This window comes from Micromonospora mangrovicola, assembly GCF_047200535.1.
In the GTDB taxonomy this organism is placed as follows: Bacteria; Actinomycetota; Actinomycetes; order Mycobacteriales; family Micromonosporaceae; genus Micromonospora.
Map to the genome: position 1 here is coordinate 1 of NZ_JBJZOG010000110.1, position 19690 is coordinate 19690.

Below are 19690 nucleotides of genomic sequence, written 5' to 3' on the forward strand. Positions count from 1 at the left end.
ACGGTCGACCCGCACGATCGGGCTACGGGGCGGGTCCCGGGGACAGGGTCAGAGGGTGCGGCCGAACGAGAGGCAGCCGGGGGCGTCCCGATAGAAGCCGAAGTTCGCGATCCGCTCGTAGCCGGACGAGGTGTACATCGCGATCGCCTCGGGCTGCCTGTCGCCGCACTCCAGGATGATCCGCTTGCGGCCCTGCTCGCGCGCCGACTCCTCGACCGCCGCCAGGACCGAGCGGGCGACGCCCCGGCCCCGGGCGGCCGGCGCGGTGTACATCCGCTTCAGCTCGGCCGTCTCGCCGTCGTCGCCGTGGCTGCGCCAGCCGCCGCAGCCCACCGGCTGCCCGTCGAGATAGGCGACCACGAACGCGCCGCCGGGAAGCTCGAACTCCGCCGCGTCGACCGGGGTGTCGTCGCCGCTGCCGCCGTACCGCTCGCCAAGGTCGGCCAGGGCCGACCGGATCAGCGCCTGCGACTCGGGCGCGTCGAAGCGCCGCGCCCGGATCTCGATCTCACTCACGACATGAAGGGTACGGCCGGGGCCGGGCCCGGACGGGTCCCGACCGCCCACGTCGGACGCAGATCACTCGTTCCGGCGGAAGTGGTCCCATCCGGCGGGACCCTCATACGCCGCGCCGTCCACGGTCACCCCGGCGCCCTCGGTCACCTGGCCGATCGGCCGCCAGCCGGCGGGCAGCGTCGCGGTCGCCGGGAAGGTCGCCGCGAGGGCGTGGTCGTCACCCCCGGTCAGAATCCAGGAGTACGGGTCGACGCCGAGCGCCTGCGCGGCGTCGAGCATCTGCCGGGGCACCTCGAACGCGTCCCGGCGGACGTCGATCGCCACCCGGCTGGCCTTCGCCACGTGCCCCAGGTCGGCCAACAGCCCGTCCGAGACGTCGATCATGGCGGTGGCGCCGGCGCGGGCGGCCTCCGGTCCGGCCGGGTACGGCACCTCGGGACGGCGGAACGCCTCGACCAGCAGCCGGGGCGTCCGGAAGCCGCGCGACAGCACGGTGTATCCGGCCGCCGCCCAGCCGGTCCGCCCGGCCATGGCCACCACGTCCCCGGGGTGGGCTCCGGAGCGGACCACCGGTGGCCGGCCGGCCAGGTCACCCAGGGCGGTCACCGCGATGGTCAGTGTCGGGCTGGCCGACATGTCACCCCCGACCACGCTCGCGCCGACCAGGGCCGCCTCGGCGGCGAGCCCGTCGGCCAACTCCTCGGCCCAGGCGGTGTCCAGCTGCGCCGGCAGGCAGAGGGCGACCAGCAGGGCGGTCGGGGTGGCCCCCATCGCGGCGATGTCGGCCAGGTTGGCCGCTGCCGCCCGGTGGCCGACGTCCCGCGCCCCGGACCAGTCCCGCCGGAAGTGCCGCCCCTCGACCAGCACGTCGGTTGAGGCCGCCACCCGCCGGTCCGGCGCCGCGACGACCGCCGCGTCGTCACCGGGGCCGAGCAGGCAGCTCTCCCCGTACGTCAGCCGGGCGGTCACCCGGTCGATCAGTCCGAACTCCCCCACACCCGCGACAGTCATTCCGTCCCCTCGTCGCGCTCGCGCATTCCGCAGCCCCGTCACCACGACCCGGTGTGCGTTCGCTCACCGCGTCCAACCGACCACCGATAGGGATCGGACCTGCTCCGTAGGGTAGTTTCACCCTTCGGGCCGCCCCAGGCGGCGACGGACGGAGGTCGAGTCGTGGTACAGGCGTACATCCTCATCCAGACCGAGGTCGGTCGGGCGCGTGACGTGGCCGGGCAGATCGCGGACCTTACCGGCGTGGTACGGGTCGACGCCGTCACCGGGCCGTACGACGTGGTCGTCCTCACCGAGGCGAACACCGTCGACGAGCTCGGCAAACTCATCGTCAGCAAGGTGCAGATGGTGCCCGGCATCACCCGCACCCTCACGTGTTCGGTGGTGCGCCTGTAAGTGGACGAGATCACTTCCTCCCCCGCTCCCGACGAATCCCGCCCGGCCGCCCCACGCGGCGACCGGTCGACCCGCGGCGCCGCGCTCTGGGCGACCCTGATCGCGGTGCCGGTCACCCTGGCGGTGGCCGGGTTCACCTTCGCCAAGCTCGCCCCGGCGGAGCCGGACGCCTCGCCCAGCGCCTCGGCGAGCGCCGCCCGGCCGCAGTCGACCACTCCGGTCGAGATGCCCGCGCCGACCCTGGCGGACCGGGCCGCGACCGAGTGCCGGGCGCTGATGTCGCAGCTCCCGGCGAGCGTGCGCAACCTGGCCCAGCGGCCGGTCACCGCCGGCGCCGAGCAGAACGCCGCGTACGGCGACCCGGCCCTGACCGTGGCCTGCGGTGGCACCCCGCCGCTCGTGCAGCCCACCGACGAGGTGTGGTCGGTCAACAAGGTGTGCTGGCACGCCACCGAGGAGGCCGACGCCACGGTGCTGGTCACCGTCGACCGGCAGACCCCCGTCCGGGTCCGCGTCCCGAAGGAGTACGCGCAGCCCCTCCAGTGGGTCACCCCGATCGCCGACGCGATCGTCTCCTCGGTCCCGTCGGCGAAGACCGCCCCGTCGGGCTGCTCCGCCTGACCCCACCCACCTCGCGCTGATTCACGGAAAGAGTGGCCTCCCGAGCGGGAATGGCCACTCTTTCCGTGAATCAGGGCGAATCTTGGTCAGCGGCCGGCGCGGCGCAGGGCGGTGCGGATGAGGCGGTTGACCAGCTTCGGGTACTCCAGGCCGCTGGCGGCCCACATGCGGGGGAACATCGAGGTCGAGGTGAAGCCGGGCATGGTGTTGATCTCGTTGAGGTAGACGTCCAGCTCCGGGGTGACGAAGAAGTCGACCCGGGCCAGGCCGGAGCAGTCCAGCGCGGTGAAGGCGCGGGCGGCGTACTCCTGAACCTGGCGGGTGACCCGCTCGGGCAGGTTCGCCGGGATGTCGTACTCGCAGGCGTCGTCGATGTACTTGGCCTCGAAGTCGTACCAGTCGTGACCGGAGATCACCCGCACCTCGGCCAGCACCGACGCCTCGGGCGCTCCCCCGGCCTCGCCCTCCAGCACGCCGCACTCGATCTCGCGACCGACGATGGCACCCTCCACCAGCACCTTGGTGTCGATCTCCCGGGCGGTGGCGACCGCCGCGTCGAGCTGCGACCAGTCGTCGACCTTGGTGATGCCGAAGGAGGAGCCGGCCCGGGACGGCTTCACGAAGACCGGCAGGCCGAGGCGCTCCTTGTCCTCCTCGGTCATGGTCATCCCGTTGCGCAGCACCACGTACGGGCCGACCGGGATGCCCTCGGCGACGCAGAGCTTCTTGGTGAACTCCTTGTCCATGGCGGCCGCGGAGGCGAACACGTTCGCCCCGACGTACGGGATGTCGGCCATCTCCAGCATCCCCTGGATGGTGCCGTCCTCGCCGTACGCGCCGTGCAGCACCGGGAAGACCACGTCCACGTCGGCGAGGGCCCGCGGCCCCTGCGCCGGATCGAGGACCATCAGACCGCCCACCGCCGGGTCGGCGCGCAGCACCAGCTCGGCGCCGGAGCCGGAGGTGATCTCCGGCAGCTTGCGGTCGGTGATGGCGAGCTGGCCCGGGTCGCCGCTGGCGAGCACCCACTGGCCCTGCCGGGTGATCCCGACCGGCACCACCTCGAACTCGTCCGGGTCCAGCGCGCCGAGCACACTTCCCGCGCTGACGCAGGAGATGCCGTGCTCGGGGCTGCGCCCGCCGAAGACGATCGCCACACGGGTCTTGCCTGGGGTGGTCACTGGTAGGTCACCTCTTCGTTAGCGACTGCGGCCGGCCGTGCTCGCCCGTGGCGCTCACCCGGTTGACCTTACTGTGCGTGGCGAGCACCGGCAGCCGATACCCGGGGACCCGGCACGCCGCGGCGCATCCGGTCAGCAGCCCATATACGGGGAGTAACCACCCGGGCGGCTCGTTCAATACCTCTAGTGTGTCGACCGACGACGGAGGTGCGCCACGGACACCAGGGATCGACACGTAGGGCGGGCCCGCGGGCTGTTGGAGCTCGGTCGCTGGCGCGAAGCCATCGCCGAGCTCGGCACGGTCGTGGCGGACCACCCGGGTGACGTGGAGGCACTCTGCCTGCTGGCCCGCTGCTACAGCCTGGCCGGAGACCCGGCGAGCACGGTGGCCACGGCGGAACGGGTGCTGGCGGTCGCTCCCCGCCACGAATGGGCGCTGCGGCAGCGGGCGGTGGCGCTGGCGGCTCTGAAGCACCGGCGGGCAGCCGCCGAATCCGCGCGAGCGGCGATCGTGGCGGCGCCCACGGAGTGGCGGGCCCACGCGGCGCTGGCCGAGGTGCAGGTGCAGCGGCTCGGCGCATGGTCGGTGCTGTCGGCCCGGTTGGCGGCGGACGCGGCGCTGCGGCTGGCGCCCGAGGAGGCCGACGCCCACCTGGTCGACGCCCGGGTGCGGTTGCGTACCGGCGAACTGACCGCCGCCCGTCGGGCCTGCCTGCGGGCGCTGGAACTGGATCCCGGTAACCAGGTGGCGCTGCACAACCTGGCCGTCGTGGAGCTGACCCGGGAGCGGCCGGACCGCGCCGCGCGGGGGTTCACCGAGGTGCTGGCCGGAAGGCCCGACGACCGTCTCGTCGGCACCGCCCACCGCCGGGTCGTCCACGCGATGCTGTGGCGGCTCTTCGACGTGTTCGCCGCCGCGACGCTGCTGCACGTCGCCCTCTTCACCGTGCTGGCCGGGCCGTGGCGTCGACCAGTCGCCCTCGCCACGGCCCTGGCGCTGCTGGCCGGCCTCACCCTGGTGGGTGTCCGGGCCTGGCGGGCGCAGCCGGCGCCGGTGCGTTGGCGCCTGCGCAGCGACCGCCTCCGTCCCGCGGTGATGCTCTGGCCGGCGATGGTCGCGGCGGCCGCGCTCACCCTGCTCCTCAGCGCGTACCGGCCGGCACCCGGCGGCGTCGCCGAACGGATGTGGTGGGCCGCGCTGCTGGTCACCCTTGTCGGATTCGGTGCCCGGCTCGTCGAGCTGCTGGGCCGGCGGGTGCTGATTCTCCTGGTCCGGCTCTCGTTCCGGGCGACGCTGGGCCTTTATCGAGCCGGGGTCGCGTTGCGTCGGCGGCGGGTGCCGGCTGCCGCCGCGAGGGCACGAGGATGAGCGCGGCCACACCACGGCCGCTACGCTCCTCGTCCTGTGAGCTCCGACGCCCTCATCGACAGCCTGCTGGCCGCCCTCGCCGCCCGCCCCGACGACCTGCCGCTGCGACTGCACCTGGCCGGGCTGCTGCTCGACCAGGGCCGGGCCGCGGAAGCCGTCGCGCAGGCCGGGCAGGCACTCGCGCGAGACCCAGGGGATGCGCAAGCCCAGGCCCTGATGCGGCGCGCCCTCGGCGCACCCGCGCCGGCCCCGGCCACCCCGGCCGAGGCAGCGACGCCGCCGGCGCAGCGAACCGCCGCGGACGGGCCGCCGCCCGGTGACGACCCGCTGGCCGCGTACGCGCAGGAGCTTGCCGACGTCGTGCCGCCGCGCTTCGCCCCGGCCGGCGACGAGCCGGAGCCGGTCCGCGGTGACGCCGACCGGGTGTACGACGTGGAGTCCTCCTCGGTGCGGCTGGCCGACGTGGGCGGCATGTCGGCGGTGAAGGAGCGCCTGGAGCTGGCCTTCCTGGGCCCGCTGCGCAACCCGGAGCTGCGCCGGATGTACGGCAAGAGCCTGCGCGGGGGGCTGATGCTCTACGGCCCGCCCGGTTGCGGCAAGACCTTCCTGGCCCGGGCGGTGGCCGGCGAGATGGGGGCGAAGTTCCTCTCACTGTCCATCGTGGACGTGCTGGACATGTGGATCGGCAACTCGGAGCGGAACCTGCACGAGCTGTTCCAGGCGGCCCGGCGCAACGCGCCCTGCGTGCTCTTCCTCGACGAGGTCGACGCACTGGGCCACAAGCGGTCGCAGGTCTCGTCGAGTTCGATGCGTACCCTGGGCAACCAACTCCTGGCCGAACTGGACGGCATGGAGGGCGACAACGACGGCGTCTTCGTGCTGGCCGCGACGAACACGCCGTGGGACGTCGACCCGGCGCTGCGCCGGCCGGGGCGGCTGGACCGGATGGTGCTGGTGCTACCGCCGGACGCCGAGGCCCGGGCCGCGATCCTGGAGTATCACCTGCGCGAGCGCCCGATCGCCAACATCGACCTGCGCCGGCTGGTCGCGGCGACGGAGGACTTCTCCGGCGCCGACCTGGCCCACCTGTGCGAGACCGCGGCCGAGTTCGCGATGGCGGACTCGGTACGGACCGGCGAGGTCCGGATGATCGAGCAGCGGGACCTGGACCGGGCACTCAAGGAGGTGCGCCCGTCGACCCGGCCTTGGCTGTCGACCGCCCGCAACGTTGCGATGTTCGCCAACGAGGGTGGTGTCTACGACGACCTGGTCGGCTACCTGAAGCGGCGCAAGCTGCTGTGAGGCCGGACGGCCGGTGGCGGGACCTGCCACCGGCCGTCCGGCGCCCCGCCTCCCTCGGCCGGGTCCGGAGGCGGGGTGGAGTCAAGCCACGTGCGTGGAGACCTTCGGGCGGCGCCCCACCGCGATGACCTTGACGCGCTGCCGTCCCGCGCGGACCATCCCGAGAGCCATGAAAGCGCCGGCGATCCGGTCCGCCGCCTCACGGCTGCTCGCCCCGACCACCTGCCGGCGACGCTCGGGGCTCGTCCGCTCGTTGCGCTCCATCCCCTTTAAGGGCCGGACGTCGGTGAGAACCACCAGGAACCGGGTCATCCCCCGCCACCTTGGCCCGGTGGGCGGCAACCGGTCACCGTCATGCCACTCGCCTCCGCGCCTCCTCGCCGATGAACTCTCCTCGGGAGGTGAGGGCACGCGGCGATCGGGTCGTGGGGGAGAAAGACCCGATCACCGCGCGCCCCATCCCTTTCGTTCGCTCACCACCACCGTCGCCACGACAACCGGCGGTGAGGACGCCGTCACAGATTGACAGGTGGACACGCGTGACTGCAACTCTCATCGAGTTTCTCTCACGCCGAACCTCCCATTGATGTGCGACCATCGATGCATGGCGCCGAAAACAGCCCGGGCCCGGCGGCTCGGCATCGCCCTGCGTACCCACCGGGAAGCCGCCGGCCTGACCCTCGAGGTCGCGTCCGACGAGATCAACAGCACCCGGAGCACCCTGTCCCGGTACGAGAACGCGCAGACCCTGGTCAGCCCGGCGACCGTGCGCGCGCTGCTCACCCTCTACGGAGTGAGCCCCGATGAGATCGCGGCGGCGGTGGAGCTCGCCAAGGACGCCCGCAAGCCCGGCTGGTGGGTCTCCTACTCGTACCTGCTGGACCGGCGGACCATCGACTTCATCGCCCTGGAGGCGGAGGCGACCGGAATCGCCAACTTCGAGCCCTCAGTGGTGCCCGGCCTGCTCCAGACCGCCGACTACATCCGCGGCGTGATGCGCGGCGGTCCGCACACCCTCAGCGACGAGCAGGTGGAGCAGCGCGTCCACCTGCGACTCGACCGGCAGCAACGGCTCACGGGTGACGATCCGCCGATCTTCGACGCCATCATCGACGAGGGCGCACTGCTGCGTCCGGTCGGCGACCGATCGGTGATGGCGGGCCAGCTCCGACACCTGTTGAAGGCGGCCGAACTGCCCAACATCACCGTGCAGGTGATCCCGCTGGCGGCGGGCTACCACCGGGGCACCCGGGGCTCGCTGCACATGTTGGAGTTCGCCGACCCGGAGGACCCGATGATCGCCTCGGTGGAGACGGTAGCCGGGCAGATGATTCTGGACCGGCCGAGCGACCTGCGTACCTGCACGAAGATCATGGGGCACCTGCGGACCGTGGCGCTGAGCCCGGCGGCCAGCCGGGACCAGCTCCTCCGCCTGCTGAACGAGAGGTAGACACCATGAACGGCACGAACAACCCACGCCCGCCGGCGACCGGCTGGCGCAAGAGCAGCCACAGCGGCGACGAGGGTGCGTGCGTCGAGATGTCGCCCGTGGCGGAGTCGGTCGCCGTCCGCGACTCCAAGGACCCGGCCGGCCCGGTGCTGGTCTTCTCCCGGGCCGCCTGGGCCGCCTTCGCCGGAAGGCCGCCGCGCCCCTGACCGGGCCCGCAGTTCAGCCGGCGACCAACGGACCGGTTGCGGAGCCGGCCTCGACGGCCTCCAGGGCGGCGATGGCCACCCCCCGGGCGCCGGCCATGTCCCGGTCGGGCACCAGGGCGAAGGTGGCCACGGCGGCCTGCTCGGCCCGGAGCACGGTGTGCTCCTGCACCGTGGCCAGGAACCAGTCACGGAACTCCGGCGCCGCCTCGACCACCCCGCCGCCGACGAAGTACGCGTGCGGGTCGGTGAAGTTCGCCGCGATCGTGAAGAGCCGCCCCAGGGCCGCCGCCTGCTGGGTGAAGACCTCCCGCGCCAGCGCGTCGCCCCGCTCGCCGTAGCCGCGGACCAGCTTGGCCGCCCGGCCCGGCTCCTCCGCAGCCAGCGGATGCCCCGGGAACCGCCCCAGCCAGTACGGAAGCAGGTTCTGCTCGATCGCGGTCAGCGAGGCGACGCTCTCCGCGTCCCCGCTGAAGCCGCAGGCGCAGGCGGGTACCGGCTGATCCGGGCCGAGCAGCCCGTCGAGCGGGATGTGCACGTGCCCGAGCTCGCCCGCCATCCCGGCCGCGCCGGCAACCACCCGGCCGGCCTCCACCACCCCGCCACCGAGCCCGGTGCCGACGATGGCCGCGACGGAGGACCGGCGCATGGCGTCCGCTCCGAAGTGGATGTGATGCGCGTACAGGGCCGCCGCGTTGCCGTCGTTGGCGTAGACCACCGGCAGGCCCAGCCGGCGCTCCAACGCGCTGCGGACGTCGTACCCCCGCCAGGCCGGTTGCGAGAAGTTGGTGGAGCCGCGCGAGGAGATCACGCCGGTGGCGCTCGCCGGACCGGGGGTGTCCAGCCCGACCGCGCGGACGGATTCCCGGGGCACCCCGGTCAGCGCCAGCACGCCGTCGAACGCCCGGGCCAGAGCCTCGATCGCCGCTTCCGGGCCGGCCTGCACCTCGCTCGCGATCTCCACCAGCCCGTCCACCAGGAACCGACCATCGAGGGTCAGGACGGTGGCGTTGTTGCTGTTCCCACCGTTGTCCAACCCCACCACAACCGGCACATCCGCGCTGCCCACGGCCACCCCTCCCACCGAGCCTCACCTGAGGCTAGTTCGGTGTTCACCGGCCCGCCACGCCTCGGACCGCCACCCACCGCCCAGCCCGACCCGCCGGCCCGACAGCCCGACGGGCGTCTGGCGACCCGCACGGTCCGTCCGCACGAGTCGGGGCTCGCCGGGGCCGGGATGACGCTCGGCCGCGGCGACCGGCGGTCACCGCGGCAGGGTCCGCCCGGGGCGGCGGGCCGTGACGGCGGTGGCGTCCAGATCGTCGTCGTGCACCACCGTCGGCACCAGGCCAGCCTCGGCCAGCACCGCGCAGAGCGCCGCGGCCTGGCCGGCGCTGACCTCGACCGCCAGGTGCCCGCCCGGGGCGAGCCACTCGGCCGCGCCGGCCGCCACCCGGCGCAGCACGGCCAGCCCGTCGACCCCGCCGTCCAGGGCCAGCGGCGCCTCGTGCAGCCGCGCCTCGGCCGGCAGCAGCGCCACCGCCTCACTCGGCACGTACGGGGCGTTCGCGACCACCAGGTCCAGCCGGCCCCGCCACTCGCCCGGCACCGGCACGAACAGGTCGCCCTGGTAGACCGGCACGCCGAGCGGGGTCAGGTTGCGCCGGGCACATGCCACAGCGGCGGGGTCGAGGTCGGCCGCGGCCAGCCAGCGCGGCGCGAGCCGGCCGTGCAGCACCAGTGCGGCGGCGCCCGACCCGCAGCAGAGGTCCAGCACGGCCGGCGCCGGACCGGCGACCGCCGCCGCGGCGGCGACCAGCAGGGCGGTACGCCCGCGGGGCACGAACACCCCGGGGTCGACGGCAACCCGCAGCCCGCAGAACTCGGCCCAGCCGAGCAGGTGCTCCAGCGGCCGGCCGGCGACCCGGCGGTCGATCAGTTCGGTGAGGGCCGCGGCCGAGTCGGCGGCGGCGATCAACAGGTCCGCCTCGTCCTCGGCGTAGACGCAACCGGCGGCGCGCAGCCGCTGGACGAGTGCGGAACGGTCGGAGTGCGACAGTGCCATGGGATGCCTTTCGGGAACGCTCGTCGGCGCTCCCGACGTCGCCTAACCCTTGGGCGACGCGGACACGGAGGGAGCGCCGTTCCTTCGCTGGTGGATCGGTCTCACCTCCTCCGGTCGGGCCCACGCGGGGGGCCATGGCTGCCGGTTACCTTAGCGGAGCCGCCGCCGGGCGCCCTCGGCGCCGGTACGGCGGCGTCAGTCCGCGCTGGCGTCCAGCGCGGCGGCCACGTCGGCCACCAGGTCGGCCGGGTCCTCGATGCCGCAGGAGAGCCGCACGAAGCCGGGAGCGGTGTCGTCGCCCCACTGGGCCCGCCGGTCCGCCGTGGTGTGCAGCCCGCCGAACGAGGTGGCCGCGGCGACCAGCCGGGACGCGTGGAGGAACCGGGCCACCCGGGCGGCGTCGCCCAGGTCGAAGGAGAGCACCCCCGGCATCCGGCGCAGCTGCGCCGAAGCCACCGGGTATCCCGGGTCCTCGGGCCACCCCGGCCAGCGCAGCCCGGTCACGTCCGCGCGCCCGGCGAGCAACCGGGTGAGCGCCTCCGCGTTGGCCGCCTGCCGGGCCAGCCGCAGGTCCACGGTCGCCAGCGAACGGTGGGCCAGCCAGCAGTCGAACGCGCCGGGCACCCCGCCGGTCATGGTCCGCCAGGCGGTCACCGGGTCGAGCAGCTCGGCGGAGCGGGTCGCCACGTACCCGAGCAGCAGGTCGGAGTGGCCGGTGAGGGCCTTGGTGCCGGAGGCGACCACCACGTCGGCGCCCAGCTCCAGCGGGCGCTGCCCCAGCGGGGTGGCGGTGGTGTTGTCCACCGCGACGAGGGCTCCGGCGGCGTGCGCCGCGGCGGTGAGCGCCGGCAGGTCCGCCACGTCCAGGCCCGGGTTCGCCGGGGTCTCCAGCAGCACCAGCCGGACACCGGAGAACGACGGGTACGGGCCGGCGGTGGGCACGAACCCGACGCGTACCCCGATGCCCTCCAGGGTGGCGGTGGCGAAGGCGCGCACCGGGAAGTACCCGTCGGCGGGGAGCAGCACGGTGTCGCCGGGACGCAGCAGCGCCAGCAGCAGCCCGGTGATGGCCGCCTGGCCGCTGGCGAAGACCCGGCAGTCCCCGCCCTCCAGCTCGCCGATGGCGGCCTCCAGCAGCCGCCGGGTGGGGTTGTCCGGCCGGCCGTACCCGTTGGGCGTCGCCGCCGGGCCCCGCCAGGGGTCGAGGTGGTAGGGCGCGGCGAAGACCGGACCGGGCAGGAACGGCTGTCCCGGCTCCGGCGCCGGGAGCCCGGCGTGGACGCTGCGGGTGCCGTCACCCCACTCGGTCATCGCCGCCTCACTCGTACGACTCGGGCTTCGCGGTCCGGCTCATCAGGGCGTCCACGGCGAGGCGCGGGTTCATCCCCTCGTGGCAGATCCGCTCGATCTGCTCGGTGATCGGCATCTCCACGCCGTGCGCCCGGGCCAGGTCCCGGATGGACAGGCAGCTCTTGACGCCCTCGGCGGTCTGCCGGGTGGCGGTCTGGGCCTGCTCCAACGTGTCCCCCCGGCCCAGGTGCTCGCCGAAGGTGCGGTTGCGGGCCAGCGGCGAGGAGCAGGAGGCGACCAGGTCGCCCATGCCGGCCAGCCCGGCGAAGGTGATCGGGTCGGCACCGAGCGCCACGCCCAGCCGGGCGGTCTCGGCCAGGCCCCGGGTCATCAGCATGGCCCGGGTGTTGTCGCCGAAGCCCATCGCGGTGGCGATCCCGTACGCCAGGGCGATCACGTTCTTCACCGCCCCGCCCAGCTCGCAGCCGATCACGTCGTCGTTGGTGTACGGGCGGAAGTACGGCGTGCGGATCGACGACTGGACCAGGGCGGTGCGCCGGTTGTCGGTGCCGGCGACCACGGTGGCGGCCGGCTGCTCGGCGGCGATCTCCGGGGCCAGGTTGGGCCCGGAGACGACGACCACCCGGTCGGCGGGCACCCCGGCGGTCTCCATGATCACCTGGCTCATCCGCTTGGTGGTGCCGAGTTCGATGCCCTTCATCAGCGACACCAGCGTGGCGTCCGGATCCAGGTACGGGGTCCACTCGGCGAGGTTGGCCCGCAGCGTCTGGGACGGCACGGAGAGCACCACGACCTCGGCCCCGGCGATCGCCTCCTCGGCGTCCCCGGTCGCGGTGACCCGGTCGGGCAGCCGCACGTCCGCCAGGTAGTCCGGGTTGCGGCGCCCGGTCCGGATCGCGTCGGCCACGGCCCGCCGCCGGGCCAGGATGGTCACGTCCCGGCCGGCATCGGCGAGGATCTTGGCGAAGGCCGTCCCCCAGGAACCCGCGCCCAGCACCGCGACATGCCCGGTCACTCGGTCACCTCGGGGGTGCGGGTGCGAGCGGGACGCTCCCAGAGCGGGGGTGGGGTGCCGCCGCGGATCTCGGCGACCAGGTCACGGATCCGCAGCATGATGGTCTCGGTCATCTCTTCGAGGATCGCCCGGGACGGGGTGGCGCCGGCCCAGCGGCTCAGGTCGACCGGCGGGCCGGCCACCACGGTCACCGGGGTCCGGGGGCGCAGCCGCAGCCGGGCGGCCTTCGGGTCGAACATCTTCTCCGGTCCGACCATCGCGACCGGGATCACCGGCGCGCCGGTCGCCAACGCCAGCCGCGCCGCACCGGTCTTCCCCTTCATCGGCCAAAGGTCCGGTTCGCGGGTGATCGTCCCCTCTGGGTAGATCACCACGGCGCCCCCCTCGTTCAGGGCGTCGACCAGCTTGTCCAGCGACTTGACCGCGTCGACGGTCCCCCGCTCCACCGGGATCTGGCGACACCGGTGCAGAATCCAGCCGATCACCGGCACCCGGAACACGCTGGCCTTGCCGAGGTACTGCGGCCAGCGCCCGGAGTCGTAGATGAAATGGGCCGAGACCAGCGGGTCCGCGTGCGAGACGTGGTTCGGCACGATGATGATGCCGCCGTCCCGACGCAGCTGCTCCATGCCCCGCCAGGTGCGCCGGGTCCACACGGTCAGCACCGGCTTGACCAGCACCACGGCTAACCGTGGCCAGAATCCCACCTTCCGCCGCGCCACCCTGTCTCCTCCTCGTGCCCCGACCACGCGCCCACGTCCCGCGTCGAAATCATGCCTGCTCGCCCCAGGTCCGGCCAGTGAGGGTACCGCCGCGCGGCTGGCAGGATGTCCACGTGCCCGAGCCGAGCTGGACCGTGGTGGTGCCGGTGAAGCGCCTCGGGGCGGCGAAGAGCCGCCTGCGGGGCGCGCTGTCCGGCGTACCCCATGAGGAGCTGGCGCTCGCCCTGGCGGCCGACACGGTCCGGGCGGTGCGCGCCTGCCCGGTGGTGGTTGAGGTGGTGGTGGTCACCGACGACCCCCGGGTGGCCGCGGAGGTCACCTCGGCCGGCGCCCGGGTGACGCCGGACCCGGCGGGTGGGTTGAACGCGGCCTTCCGGCACGGCGCGGCGGTCGCCGGCCCGCGCGCCGCGGTGGCCGGCCTCACTGCGGACCTGCCGGCGCTGCGCCCGGCCGAGCTGGCCGCGGCGCTGCGGGCCGTCCCCACCGGCCCGCCGGGGGTGGCCGGCTTCGTGGCCGACGCCCCGGGCACCGGCACCGTGCTGCTCGCCGCGCCGGTCGGCGTGGTGCTGGATCCCCGCTTCGGGGTGGGCTCCGCCGGGGCGCACACGGCCGGCGGGGCGCTGCCGCTGCTCGGCGACTGGCCCACCCTGCGCCGGGACGTGGACACCGCCGCCGACCTGGCCGCGGCGGCCCGGCTGGGCCTGGGTCCGCGCACCGCCGCCCTGCTCGACGCCCGCGCGGCCACCGCCCCGGCCTGACCGGTCCCCGGACGGCCGCCACCGGTGGCGCGGCGATCCGCTACGGTGCTGGCATGCAGGGCACGGTGGCCACCTACGACGCGTCGACCCGCAGCGGGGTGCTGCTCCTCGACGACGGCACCGAGCTGCCCTTTCCGGCCCGCGCCTTCGACGCCTCCGGGCTGCGGCTGCTCCGGCTCGGGCAGCGGCTCCGGATCGAGCGGAACGCCGCCGGCGAGGTCGTCCGGGTGACTTTGCCGACCATGTCCTGATCGACCTGCCCCGAGTTCATTTTCTGTTCACCGATATCGGGGAATCATGAGGTGGTGAGCACCCCTCGCGAGCACCCCGACCGCACGTCCGACGTTCTCGACCCGACCGCGCCCCGCAACGGCGCCCGACCCCGCGGCGCCGACGGACGGTTCCGGCCGCTCCGGGCGCCCGAGGAGGACCTCACCGGCGCGCCCGCCGGCCCCGACTCCGCCGGACTGGAGGAGTCGCTCGACCCGGTGGAGGGCCCCGGCCCCGGGCCGGACGTCGAGCCGCCGGCCGCGCAGCCCCTGCCCGAGGACCGCTTCCTCAACCGGGAACTCTCCTGGCTCGACTTCAACGCCCGGGTGCTGGCGCTGGCCGAGGACACGCGCACCCCGCTGCTGGAGCGGGCCAAGTTCCTGGCCATCTTCGCCAGCAACCTCGACGAGTTCTACATGGTCCGGGTGGCCGGGTTGAAACGCCGGCTCTCCGCCGGCCTGCCGGTCCGCGGCGGCGACCGGCTGCCGCTGCGCACCCAACTGGAGCTGATCGCGGAGAAGACCGCCGACCTGGTGGCCCGGCACGCCGCCTGCTTCGTCGACGACGTGCTGCCCAAGCTGGCCGAGGAGGACATCCGGATCCTGCGCTGGAGCGACCTGGACGACGCCGAACGGGAACGGCTGCGCACCTGGTTCCGGGAGCACATCTTCCCGGTGCTCACCCCGCTCGCGGTGGACCCGGCGCACCCGTTCCCGTACATCTCCGGGCGCTCGTTGAACCTGGCCGTGTCGGTCCGCGACCCGGACGGCGGCCCGGAGCTGTTCGCCCGGGTCAAGGTGCCGAACAACGTGCCCCGGTTCGTCCGGGTCACCCGCGACCAGCCGGGGATGCGCTTCCTGCCGGTGGAGGACCTCATCTCGGTACATCTCGGGCAGCTCTTCTCCGGCATGCAGGTGGTCGAGTGCCACCTGTTCCGGGTCACCCGCAACGCCGAGGTGGAGGTGGACGAGGACCGCGACGAGGACCTGCTCCAGGCCCTCGAACGGGAGCTGGCCCGCCGCCGGTTCGGGCCGCCGGTGCGGCTGGAGGTCGCCGCCTCCATCTCCGACCACATGCTGGAGCTGCTGGTCCGCGAGCTGGACATGGACGGCCAGGACGTGCTCCGGGTCCGCGGCCTGCTCGACCTGTCCGCGCTCTGGCAGGTGTACGGCGAGACGGACCGCGCCGACCTGAAGGACCCGCCGTTCGTGCCGGCCACCCACCCGCGGCTCACCGAGGGCGAGGTGCCACGCAGCGTCTTCGCCACCCTGCGCGACGGTGACGTGCTGGTGCACCACCCGTACCACTCGTTCGCGACCAGCGTGCAACGCTTCGTCGAGCAGGCCGCCGCCGATCCGAACGTGCTGGCCATCAAGCAGACCCTCTACCGCACCAGCGGGGACTCGCCAATCGTCGACGCGCTGGTCGACGCGGCCGCCGCCGGCAAGCAGGTGGTGGTGCTGGTGGAGCTGAAGGCGCGCTTCGACGAGGTGGCGAACATCGGCTGGGCGCGCACCCTGGAACGCGCCGGCTGCCACGTCGTCTACGGCCTGGTGGGGCTGAAGACGCACTGCAAGACCGCGCTGGTGGTACGCCAGGAGGGCAACCAGATCCGCCGCTACTGCCACATCGGCACCGGCAACTACCACCCGAAGACCGCCCGGCTCTACGAGGACTTCGGCATGCTCACCGCCGACCCGGAGATCGGCGCCGACCTGACCGACCTGTTCAACGTGCTCACCGGCTACAGCCGGCAGACCGCGTACCGGCGGCTGCTGGTGGCTCCGCAGGGCATCCGCCGCGGCCTGGTCGAACGGATCGACCGGGAGATCGAACACGTCCGGCTCGGCATGCCGGGCCTGGTGCAGTTCAAGGTGAACGCGCTGGTCGACGAAGAGGTCACCGACGCGCTCTACCGGGCCTCCCGGGCCGGCGTCCACGTCGACCTGCTGATCCGGGGCATGTGCACGCTGCGGCCCGGGGTGCCGGGGCTGTCGGAGAACATCCGGGTCCGCTCGATCCTCGGCCGCTTCCTGGAGCATTCCCGGGTCTTCCGGTTCGGCAACAACGGCGACGCCGAGTTCTGGATGGGCTCGGCGGACCTGATGCACCGCAACCTGGACCGCCGGGTGGAGGCGCTGGTCCAGGTGAGCGACCCGGTGGCCCGGGCCGAGCTGGACCACGTGCTCTCCGCCGCATTCAGCCCCGACGTGGACGCCTTCGAGCTGGCCGGGGACGGCACCTGGCACCGGCGTACCGGGACCGACGAGGCCCCGCTGACCCACCTGCAGGAGCTGCTGTTGCACCGGGTGGGCGGGACGGCGGGCTGACCGGTCCACGGCGCGCGACGGGCGGGCTTACGGTGAGCGGATGAGCGACGAGGGACCGGCGCTGATCCGGGCCGCGGGCGGGGTTGCCTGGCGGCCGGGCGCGGCCGGGGTGGAGGTCTGCCTCGTGCACCGTCCCCGGTACGGCGACTGGTCGCTGCCGAAGGGCAAGCTGGACTCCGGCGAACACCCGCTGCGGGCCGCCGTCCGAGAGGTGGCCGAGGAGACCGACGTCCGGGTGGTGCCGCAGGTACGCCTGCCCACGGTCCACTACCGCAGCGAGGGCCGGCCGAAGGCGGTCGACCACTGGTCGATGCGGGCCGTCGCGACCGGCGGGTTCCAGCCCGACACCGAGGTCGACGAGGTCCGCTGGCTCCCCGTGGACGCGGCGACACGCCTGGTCAGCTACCCGCACGACGCCGAGGTGCTCGCCGCGTTCGCGGCGCTGCCGCCGGTGACCGGCACCGTGCTGCTGGTCCGGCACGCCCATGCCGGCAAGCGGGGCACCTGGACCGGCCCGGACACCGCTCGGCCGCTGGACGCGCAGGGCTGGGCGCAGGCGCAGGCGCTGGCCGGGCTGGTCGCCCTGGTCCGCCCGGTACGCCTGCTCTCCGCCTCGGCCCGCCGCTGCGTGCAGACCCTCGACCCGGCGGCCGCCCTGCTGGACCTGCCGATCGAGATCGCCGGCGAGCTGGACGAGCCGCAGCCCGGCCAGCAGCCGGAGGAGTGCGCGCTGGCCGGGGCGGCCCGGCTGACCGAGCTGGGCGCGGCCGGCGAGCCGGTCGCGGTGTGCAGCCAGGGCAAGCTGATCCCGGGCATGCTGGAACGGTTGACCGGCCGCGCCGACGACTTCACCACCCCGAAGGGCGGCGGTTGGTTGCTCGCCTTCACCGGGGACCGGCTGCTCGCCGCCGACCGGCTGTGAGGTAGGGGCCTCCGTTGACGCCTGCGGCCCCTTCCAACGCTGGTCCGGCCGGCGCGGCCCGGGTCACGGCAGGCCGACGGTCACCGCCACGGGCAGGTGGTCGCTCGCGGTGCTGCGGGGTGCCGCCACGTCGCCGGTGGTGAGGCCGGACGAGACGAAGACGTGGTCGATCTGCTCGCGCGGGTCGTCGGCCGGGCTGGTCGGCAGCGGCCGGGCGGCGGCCAGCGCGTCCACCAGGCCGGCCGCGGTGAACGCGACGAACGCCGGATCGCCCGGCTCGGTGTTCAGATCGCCGGCCAGCACCAGCGGGCGGCCGGCCGCGTACCCGGTGGCGAAGGCGGCGACCTCGCGGGCCTGGGCCACCGGCCCCTGCCCGGGCGGCGGTTGCAGGTGGGTGGCGATCACGGCGAGTTCCCGGCCGCCGAGGTCGAGCGTGACGCCGAGGGCCTGCGCCCCGGTGGGCGCGCCGTGCCCGGCAAGGGGCCGGCTCCGGCCGGACCGCACCGGGTAGCGGCTCAGCACCGCGTCGCCCCAGACCGGATCGGCGGCGGGGGCGAAGACGTACGGCATCCGCAGCCGCCGCGCCAGCAGGCCGAGCGTGTCGTGGCCGCCGTTGAGCAGCCAGCCCCGGTCCACCTCACTGAGCAGCACCACGTCCGGGTAGGTGCCCCGGATGACCCGGGCGACCTCGTCGAGGTCGAGCCGGCCGTCCAGCCCGAACCCCATCCGGATGTTGTACGCGGTCACCCGTACCGCCGCCGGCCGCGCGGTGGGCGGCGGCACCGGGTGCGCCGGCCGGTGCACCACGCCCGCCACCGGGGTCAGCAATGTCAGGACCAGCACGGCGATCCACCGGGGCCACCCGCGCAGCGCCGGGCCGCCCGGCGCCGGCCCGGTGACGGCGGCCGCGGCGACGAGCCCGGCCACCGCCACCGGCACCCAGCCGTTGGGATAACCCAGGTCGTAGGCCGCGTAGTAGGCCACCGACGCGACCGCGAAGAGCAGCATCCCGACCACGGCCGCGTAGCCGCGTCGGGTGCCACCGGCGTCGCGCTCCGGGACCACCGCGGACGGCGGAGCGTCGTCGGTGCGGGCGAGGCAGCCGCCGAGGCCGACGGCGGCGAGCAGGTACGCCGCGCCCAGCCAACCCGGCCGGTCGGCGGCGAAGAGCCCCGCGCCCACGAGCACGGCGGCCGGCCAGACCGCCCGCCCGAGCCAGGCCGGGGGCCGGGTGAGCGCCGCCGCCAGGAACAACCCGACCGCGTACGCCGGGAACACCACGGGCAGGCCGTCGGGCGGGAGGCCGAGGCCGGGGAAGTCGGCCGAGCCGTGCCGGTAGGAGCCAGCGGCGGTCCAGAGCGCCGGGGCCAGCGCCAGTTGGCCGGCCAGCAGCATCGCCGGGCCGGCGAGCAGCCAGGACCGCGCCCCCGCCGGTCCGGTCCCCGGCCCGTCCGGCGCCGGCGGGGTGGGCGCTTCCGGAGCTGCCGAGCCGGGCGGGCGGCGCCGCCGCCCCGGGAACCCTCCGCCGGAGCCCGCCGACGCCGCCAGGAAGGCCAGGACCAGCAGGGCGCTGAGGGCCCAGCCCAGCACGCCACCCCGCCACACCAGGTCCTCGGTGGCGAGCAGGGCGTGGCCTACGGCGGCGACGGCCAGACCGATCGCCAGCCCAGGCACCGGACGGTCGACCGTCCCGGCGGTGGCGGCGAGCCAGACCAGGCCCGCGAGCAGCCCCGCACAGGCCAGCCAGAGCTGGGGTCGCCCGCCGGGCGCGGCGGTCAGGGCGAGCCGGGCGACGGCCAGCACCCCGGCCGCCAGCAGGCCCACCGGGCCGGCGCCGAGCCGGCGTACCAACGCCGGCGCGGCCAGGGCGAGCAGGAACCAGCCGAGCGCGAAGGCGCCGAGGAGTTCGGCCGGGGTCTCGGCCGCCCGGCCGAAGATGGTGATGACCGAAGGCAGCCAGACCCGCAGCAGGTCCAGCAGGACCACCACGCCCAGCGCGAGCGCGACGGTGGGGAGGTGACGGTGCCGCACGGGCGCCCTCTTCTCGTGACCGACGGGGGTGTTCGGCACGGCGATTCTGCGGGGCGACGGCGGGCCGGTCAACGCGTACCGACGGGAAAGGGCGCTCACCGCGAGCGGTGAGCGCCCTTTCCCCAGGCCGTACGGTCGGTCAGCGCCGGGTGGCGGCCTTCTTCGCGGGCGCCTTCTTCGCGGGTGCCTTCTTCGCGGCCGTCGTCTTCTTGGTCAC

The 19690-nt window shown here is 74.5% G+C and carries 20 protein-coding genes; 10 read left to right on the plus strand and 10 right to left on the minus strand.

Translation table 11 applies throughout. The features are described 5' to 3' along the window. Positions 1-48 precede the first annotated feature (48 nt). Positions 49-516, minus strand: a complete 468-nt coding sequence (locus tag ACL02O_RS28875) for a GNAT family N-acetyltransferase (protein ID WP_412821331.1) — start codon at positions 514-516, stop codon at positions 49-51. Between the two features lie 63 nt (positions 517-579). Further along, positions 580-1527 carry a thiamine-phosphate kinase gene (locus ACL02O_RS28880; protein ID WP_412821332.1) on the minus strand — a complete coding sequence of 316 codons (948 nt, stop codon included), beginning with the start codon at positions 1525-1527 and terminating at the stop codon, positions 580-582. 162 nt (positions 1528-1689) lie between these two features. Between ACL02O_RS28880 and ACL02O_RS28885 the strand changes: the two genes are divergently transcribed. Both ACL02O_RS28885 and ACL02O_RS28890 read left to right on the plus strand, forming a co-directional pair. Further along, positions 1690-1923, plus strand: coding sequence for an Lrp/AsnC ligand binding domain-containing protein (locus ACL02O_RS28885; protein ID WP_148797835.1), 234 nt, complete (start codon positions 1690-1692; stop codon positions 1921-1923). A gap of 9 nt (positions 1924-1932) precedes the next feature. After that, on the plus strand, positions 1933-2544 hold the full coding sequence (locus tag ACL02O_RS28890) for a DUF3515 family protein (RefSeq protein WP_412821348.1): 612 nt from the start codon (positions 1933-1935) through the stop codon (positions 2542-2544). A gap of 86 nt (positions 2545-2630) precedes the next feature. Here ACL02O_RS28890 and ACL02O_RS28895 read toward each other — a convergent pair whose 3' ends face one another. Then, a complete protein-coding gene (locus ACL02O_RS28895) occupies positions 2631-3725 on the minus strand; it encodes a D-alanine--D-alanine ligase family protein (protein WP_412821333.1) in 1095 nt (364 codons plus the stop codon). Positions 3726-3978: 253 nt separating this feature from the next. On the opposite strand from ACL02O_RS28895, the gene ACL02O_RS28900 reads away from it, so the two are divergent. Beyond that, positions 3979-5094: a tetratricopeptide repeat protein gene (locus tag ACL02O_RS28900; protein ID WP_412821349.1), complete on the plus strand. Its 1116-nt coding sequence runs from the start codon at positions 3979-3981 to the stop codon at positions 5092-5094. Between the two features lie 36 nt (positions 5095-5130). Beyond that, positions 5131-6396, plus strand: coding sequence for an ATP-binding protein (locus ACL02O_RS28905; protein ID WP_412821334.1), 1266 nt, complete (start codon positions 5131-5133; stop codon positions 6394-6396). 81 nt (positions 6397-6477) lie between these two features. Here ACL02O_RS28905 and ACL02O_RS28910 read toward each other — a convergent pair whose 3' ends face one another. Next, entirely contained in the window at positions 6478-6708 is a 231-nt protein-coding gene (locus ACL02O_RS28910; protein ID WP_412821335.1) for a hypothetical protein, read from the minus strand. A 292-nt stretch (positions 6709-7000) separates the two neighbouring features. Between ACL02O_RS28910 and ACL02O_RS28915 the strand changes: the two genes are divergently transcribed. Continuing rightward, complete coding sequence (locus ACL02O_RS28915) at positions 7001-7846, plus strand: helix-turn-helix domain-containing protein (RefSeq protein WP_412821336.1); 846 nt, start codon at positions 7001-7003, stop codon at positions 7844-7846. A gap of 5 nt (positions 7847-7851) precedes the next feature. Beyond that, complete coding sequence (locus tag ACL02O_RS28920; RefSeq protein ID WP_412821337.1) at positions 7852-8052, plus strand: DUF397 domain-containing protein; 201 nt, start codon at positions 7852-7854, stop codon at positions 8050-8052. 13 nt (positions 8053-8065) lie between these two features. Here ACL02O_RS28920 and ACL02O_RS28925 read toward each other — a convergent pair whose 3' ends face one another. From ACL02O_RS28925 to ACL02O_RS28945, 5 genes are all read right to left on the minus strand, one after another. Continuing rightward, positions 8066-9118, minus strand: a complete 1053-nt coding sequence (locus tag ACL02O_RS28925) for an ROK family protein (RefSeq protein WP_412821338.1) — start codon at positions 9116-9118, stop codon at positions 8066-8068. A 195-nt stretch (positions 9119-9313) separates the two neighbouring features. Further along, positions 9314-10114, minus strand: a complete 801-nt coding sequence (locus tag ACL02O_RS28930) for a putative protein N(5)-glutamine methyltransferase (protein ID WP_412821339.1) — start codon at positions 10112-10114, stop codon at positions 9314-9316. Between the two features lie 195 nt (positions 10115-10309). Beyond that, a complete protein-coding gene (locus ACL02O_RS28935; RefSeq protein WP_412821340.1) occupies positions 10310-11425 on the minus strand; it encodes a cystathionine gamma-lyase in 1116 nt (371 codons plus the stop codon). A 7-nt stretch (positions 11426-11432) separates the two neighbouring features. Continuing rightward, positions 11433-12440, minus strand: coding sequence for an NAD(P)H-dependent glycerol-3-phosphate dehydrogenase (locus tag ACL02O_RS28940; RefSeq protein ID WP_412821341.1), 1008 nt, complete (start codon positions 12438-12440; stop codon positions 11433-11435). After that, complete coding sequence (locus ACL02O_RS28945; protein WP_412821342.1) at positions 12437-13162, minus strand: lysophospholipid acyltransferase family protein; 726 nt, start codon at positions 13160-13162, stop codon at positions 12437-12439. The genes ACL02O_RS28940 and ACL02O_RS28945 overlap by 4 nt, the downstream gene beginning before the upstream one ends. Positions 13163-13275: 113 nt before the next feature. Here ACL02O_RS28945 and cofC point away from each other — a divergent pair, with 113 nt between their 5' ends. The 4 genes from cofC to ACL02O_RS28965 are packed head-to-tail and all read left to right on the plus strand — an operon-like array spanning position 13276 to position 17442. Continuing rightward, on the plus strand, positions 13276-13920 hold the full coding sequence (gene cofC, locus ACL02O_RS28950) for a 2-phospho-L-lactate guanylyltransferase (RefSeq protein ID WP_412821343.1): 645 nt from the start codon (positions 13276-13278) through the stop codon (positions 13918-13920). A 53-nt stretch (positions 13921-13973) separates the two neighbouring features. After that, a complete protein-coding gene (locus ACL02O_RS28955; RefSeq protein ID WP_412821344.1) occupies positions 13974-14171 on the plus strand; it encodes a cold-shock protein in 198 nt (65 codons plus the stop codon). A gap of 54 nt (positions 14172-14225) precedes the next feature. Then, positions 14226-16520, plus strand: a complete 2295-nt coding sequence (locus ACL02O_RS28960) for an RNA degradosome polyphosphate kinase (protein ID WP_412821345.1) — start codon at positions 14226-14228, stop codon at positions 16518-16520. Between the two features lie 40 nt (positions 16521-16560). Continuing rightward, on the plus strand, positions 16561-17442 hold the full coding sequence (locus tag ACL02O_RS28965) for an NUDIX hydrolase (protein WP_412821346.1): 882 nt from the start codon (positions 16561-16563) through the stop codon (positions 17440-17442). A 63-nt stretch (positions 17443-17505) separates the two neighbouring features. On the opposite strand, the gene ACL02O_RS28970 is transcribed toward ACL02O_RS28965, so the two are convergent. After that, positions 17506-19473 (minus strand): endonuclease/exonuclease/phosphatase family protein, encoded by a 1968-nt coding sequence (locus ACL02O_RS28970; protein WP_412821347.1) that lies wholly within the window; start codon positions 19471-19473, stop codon positions 17506-17508. Between the last annotated feature and the right edge of the window lie 217 nt (positions 19474-19690).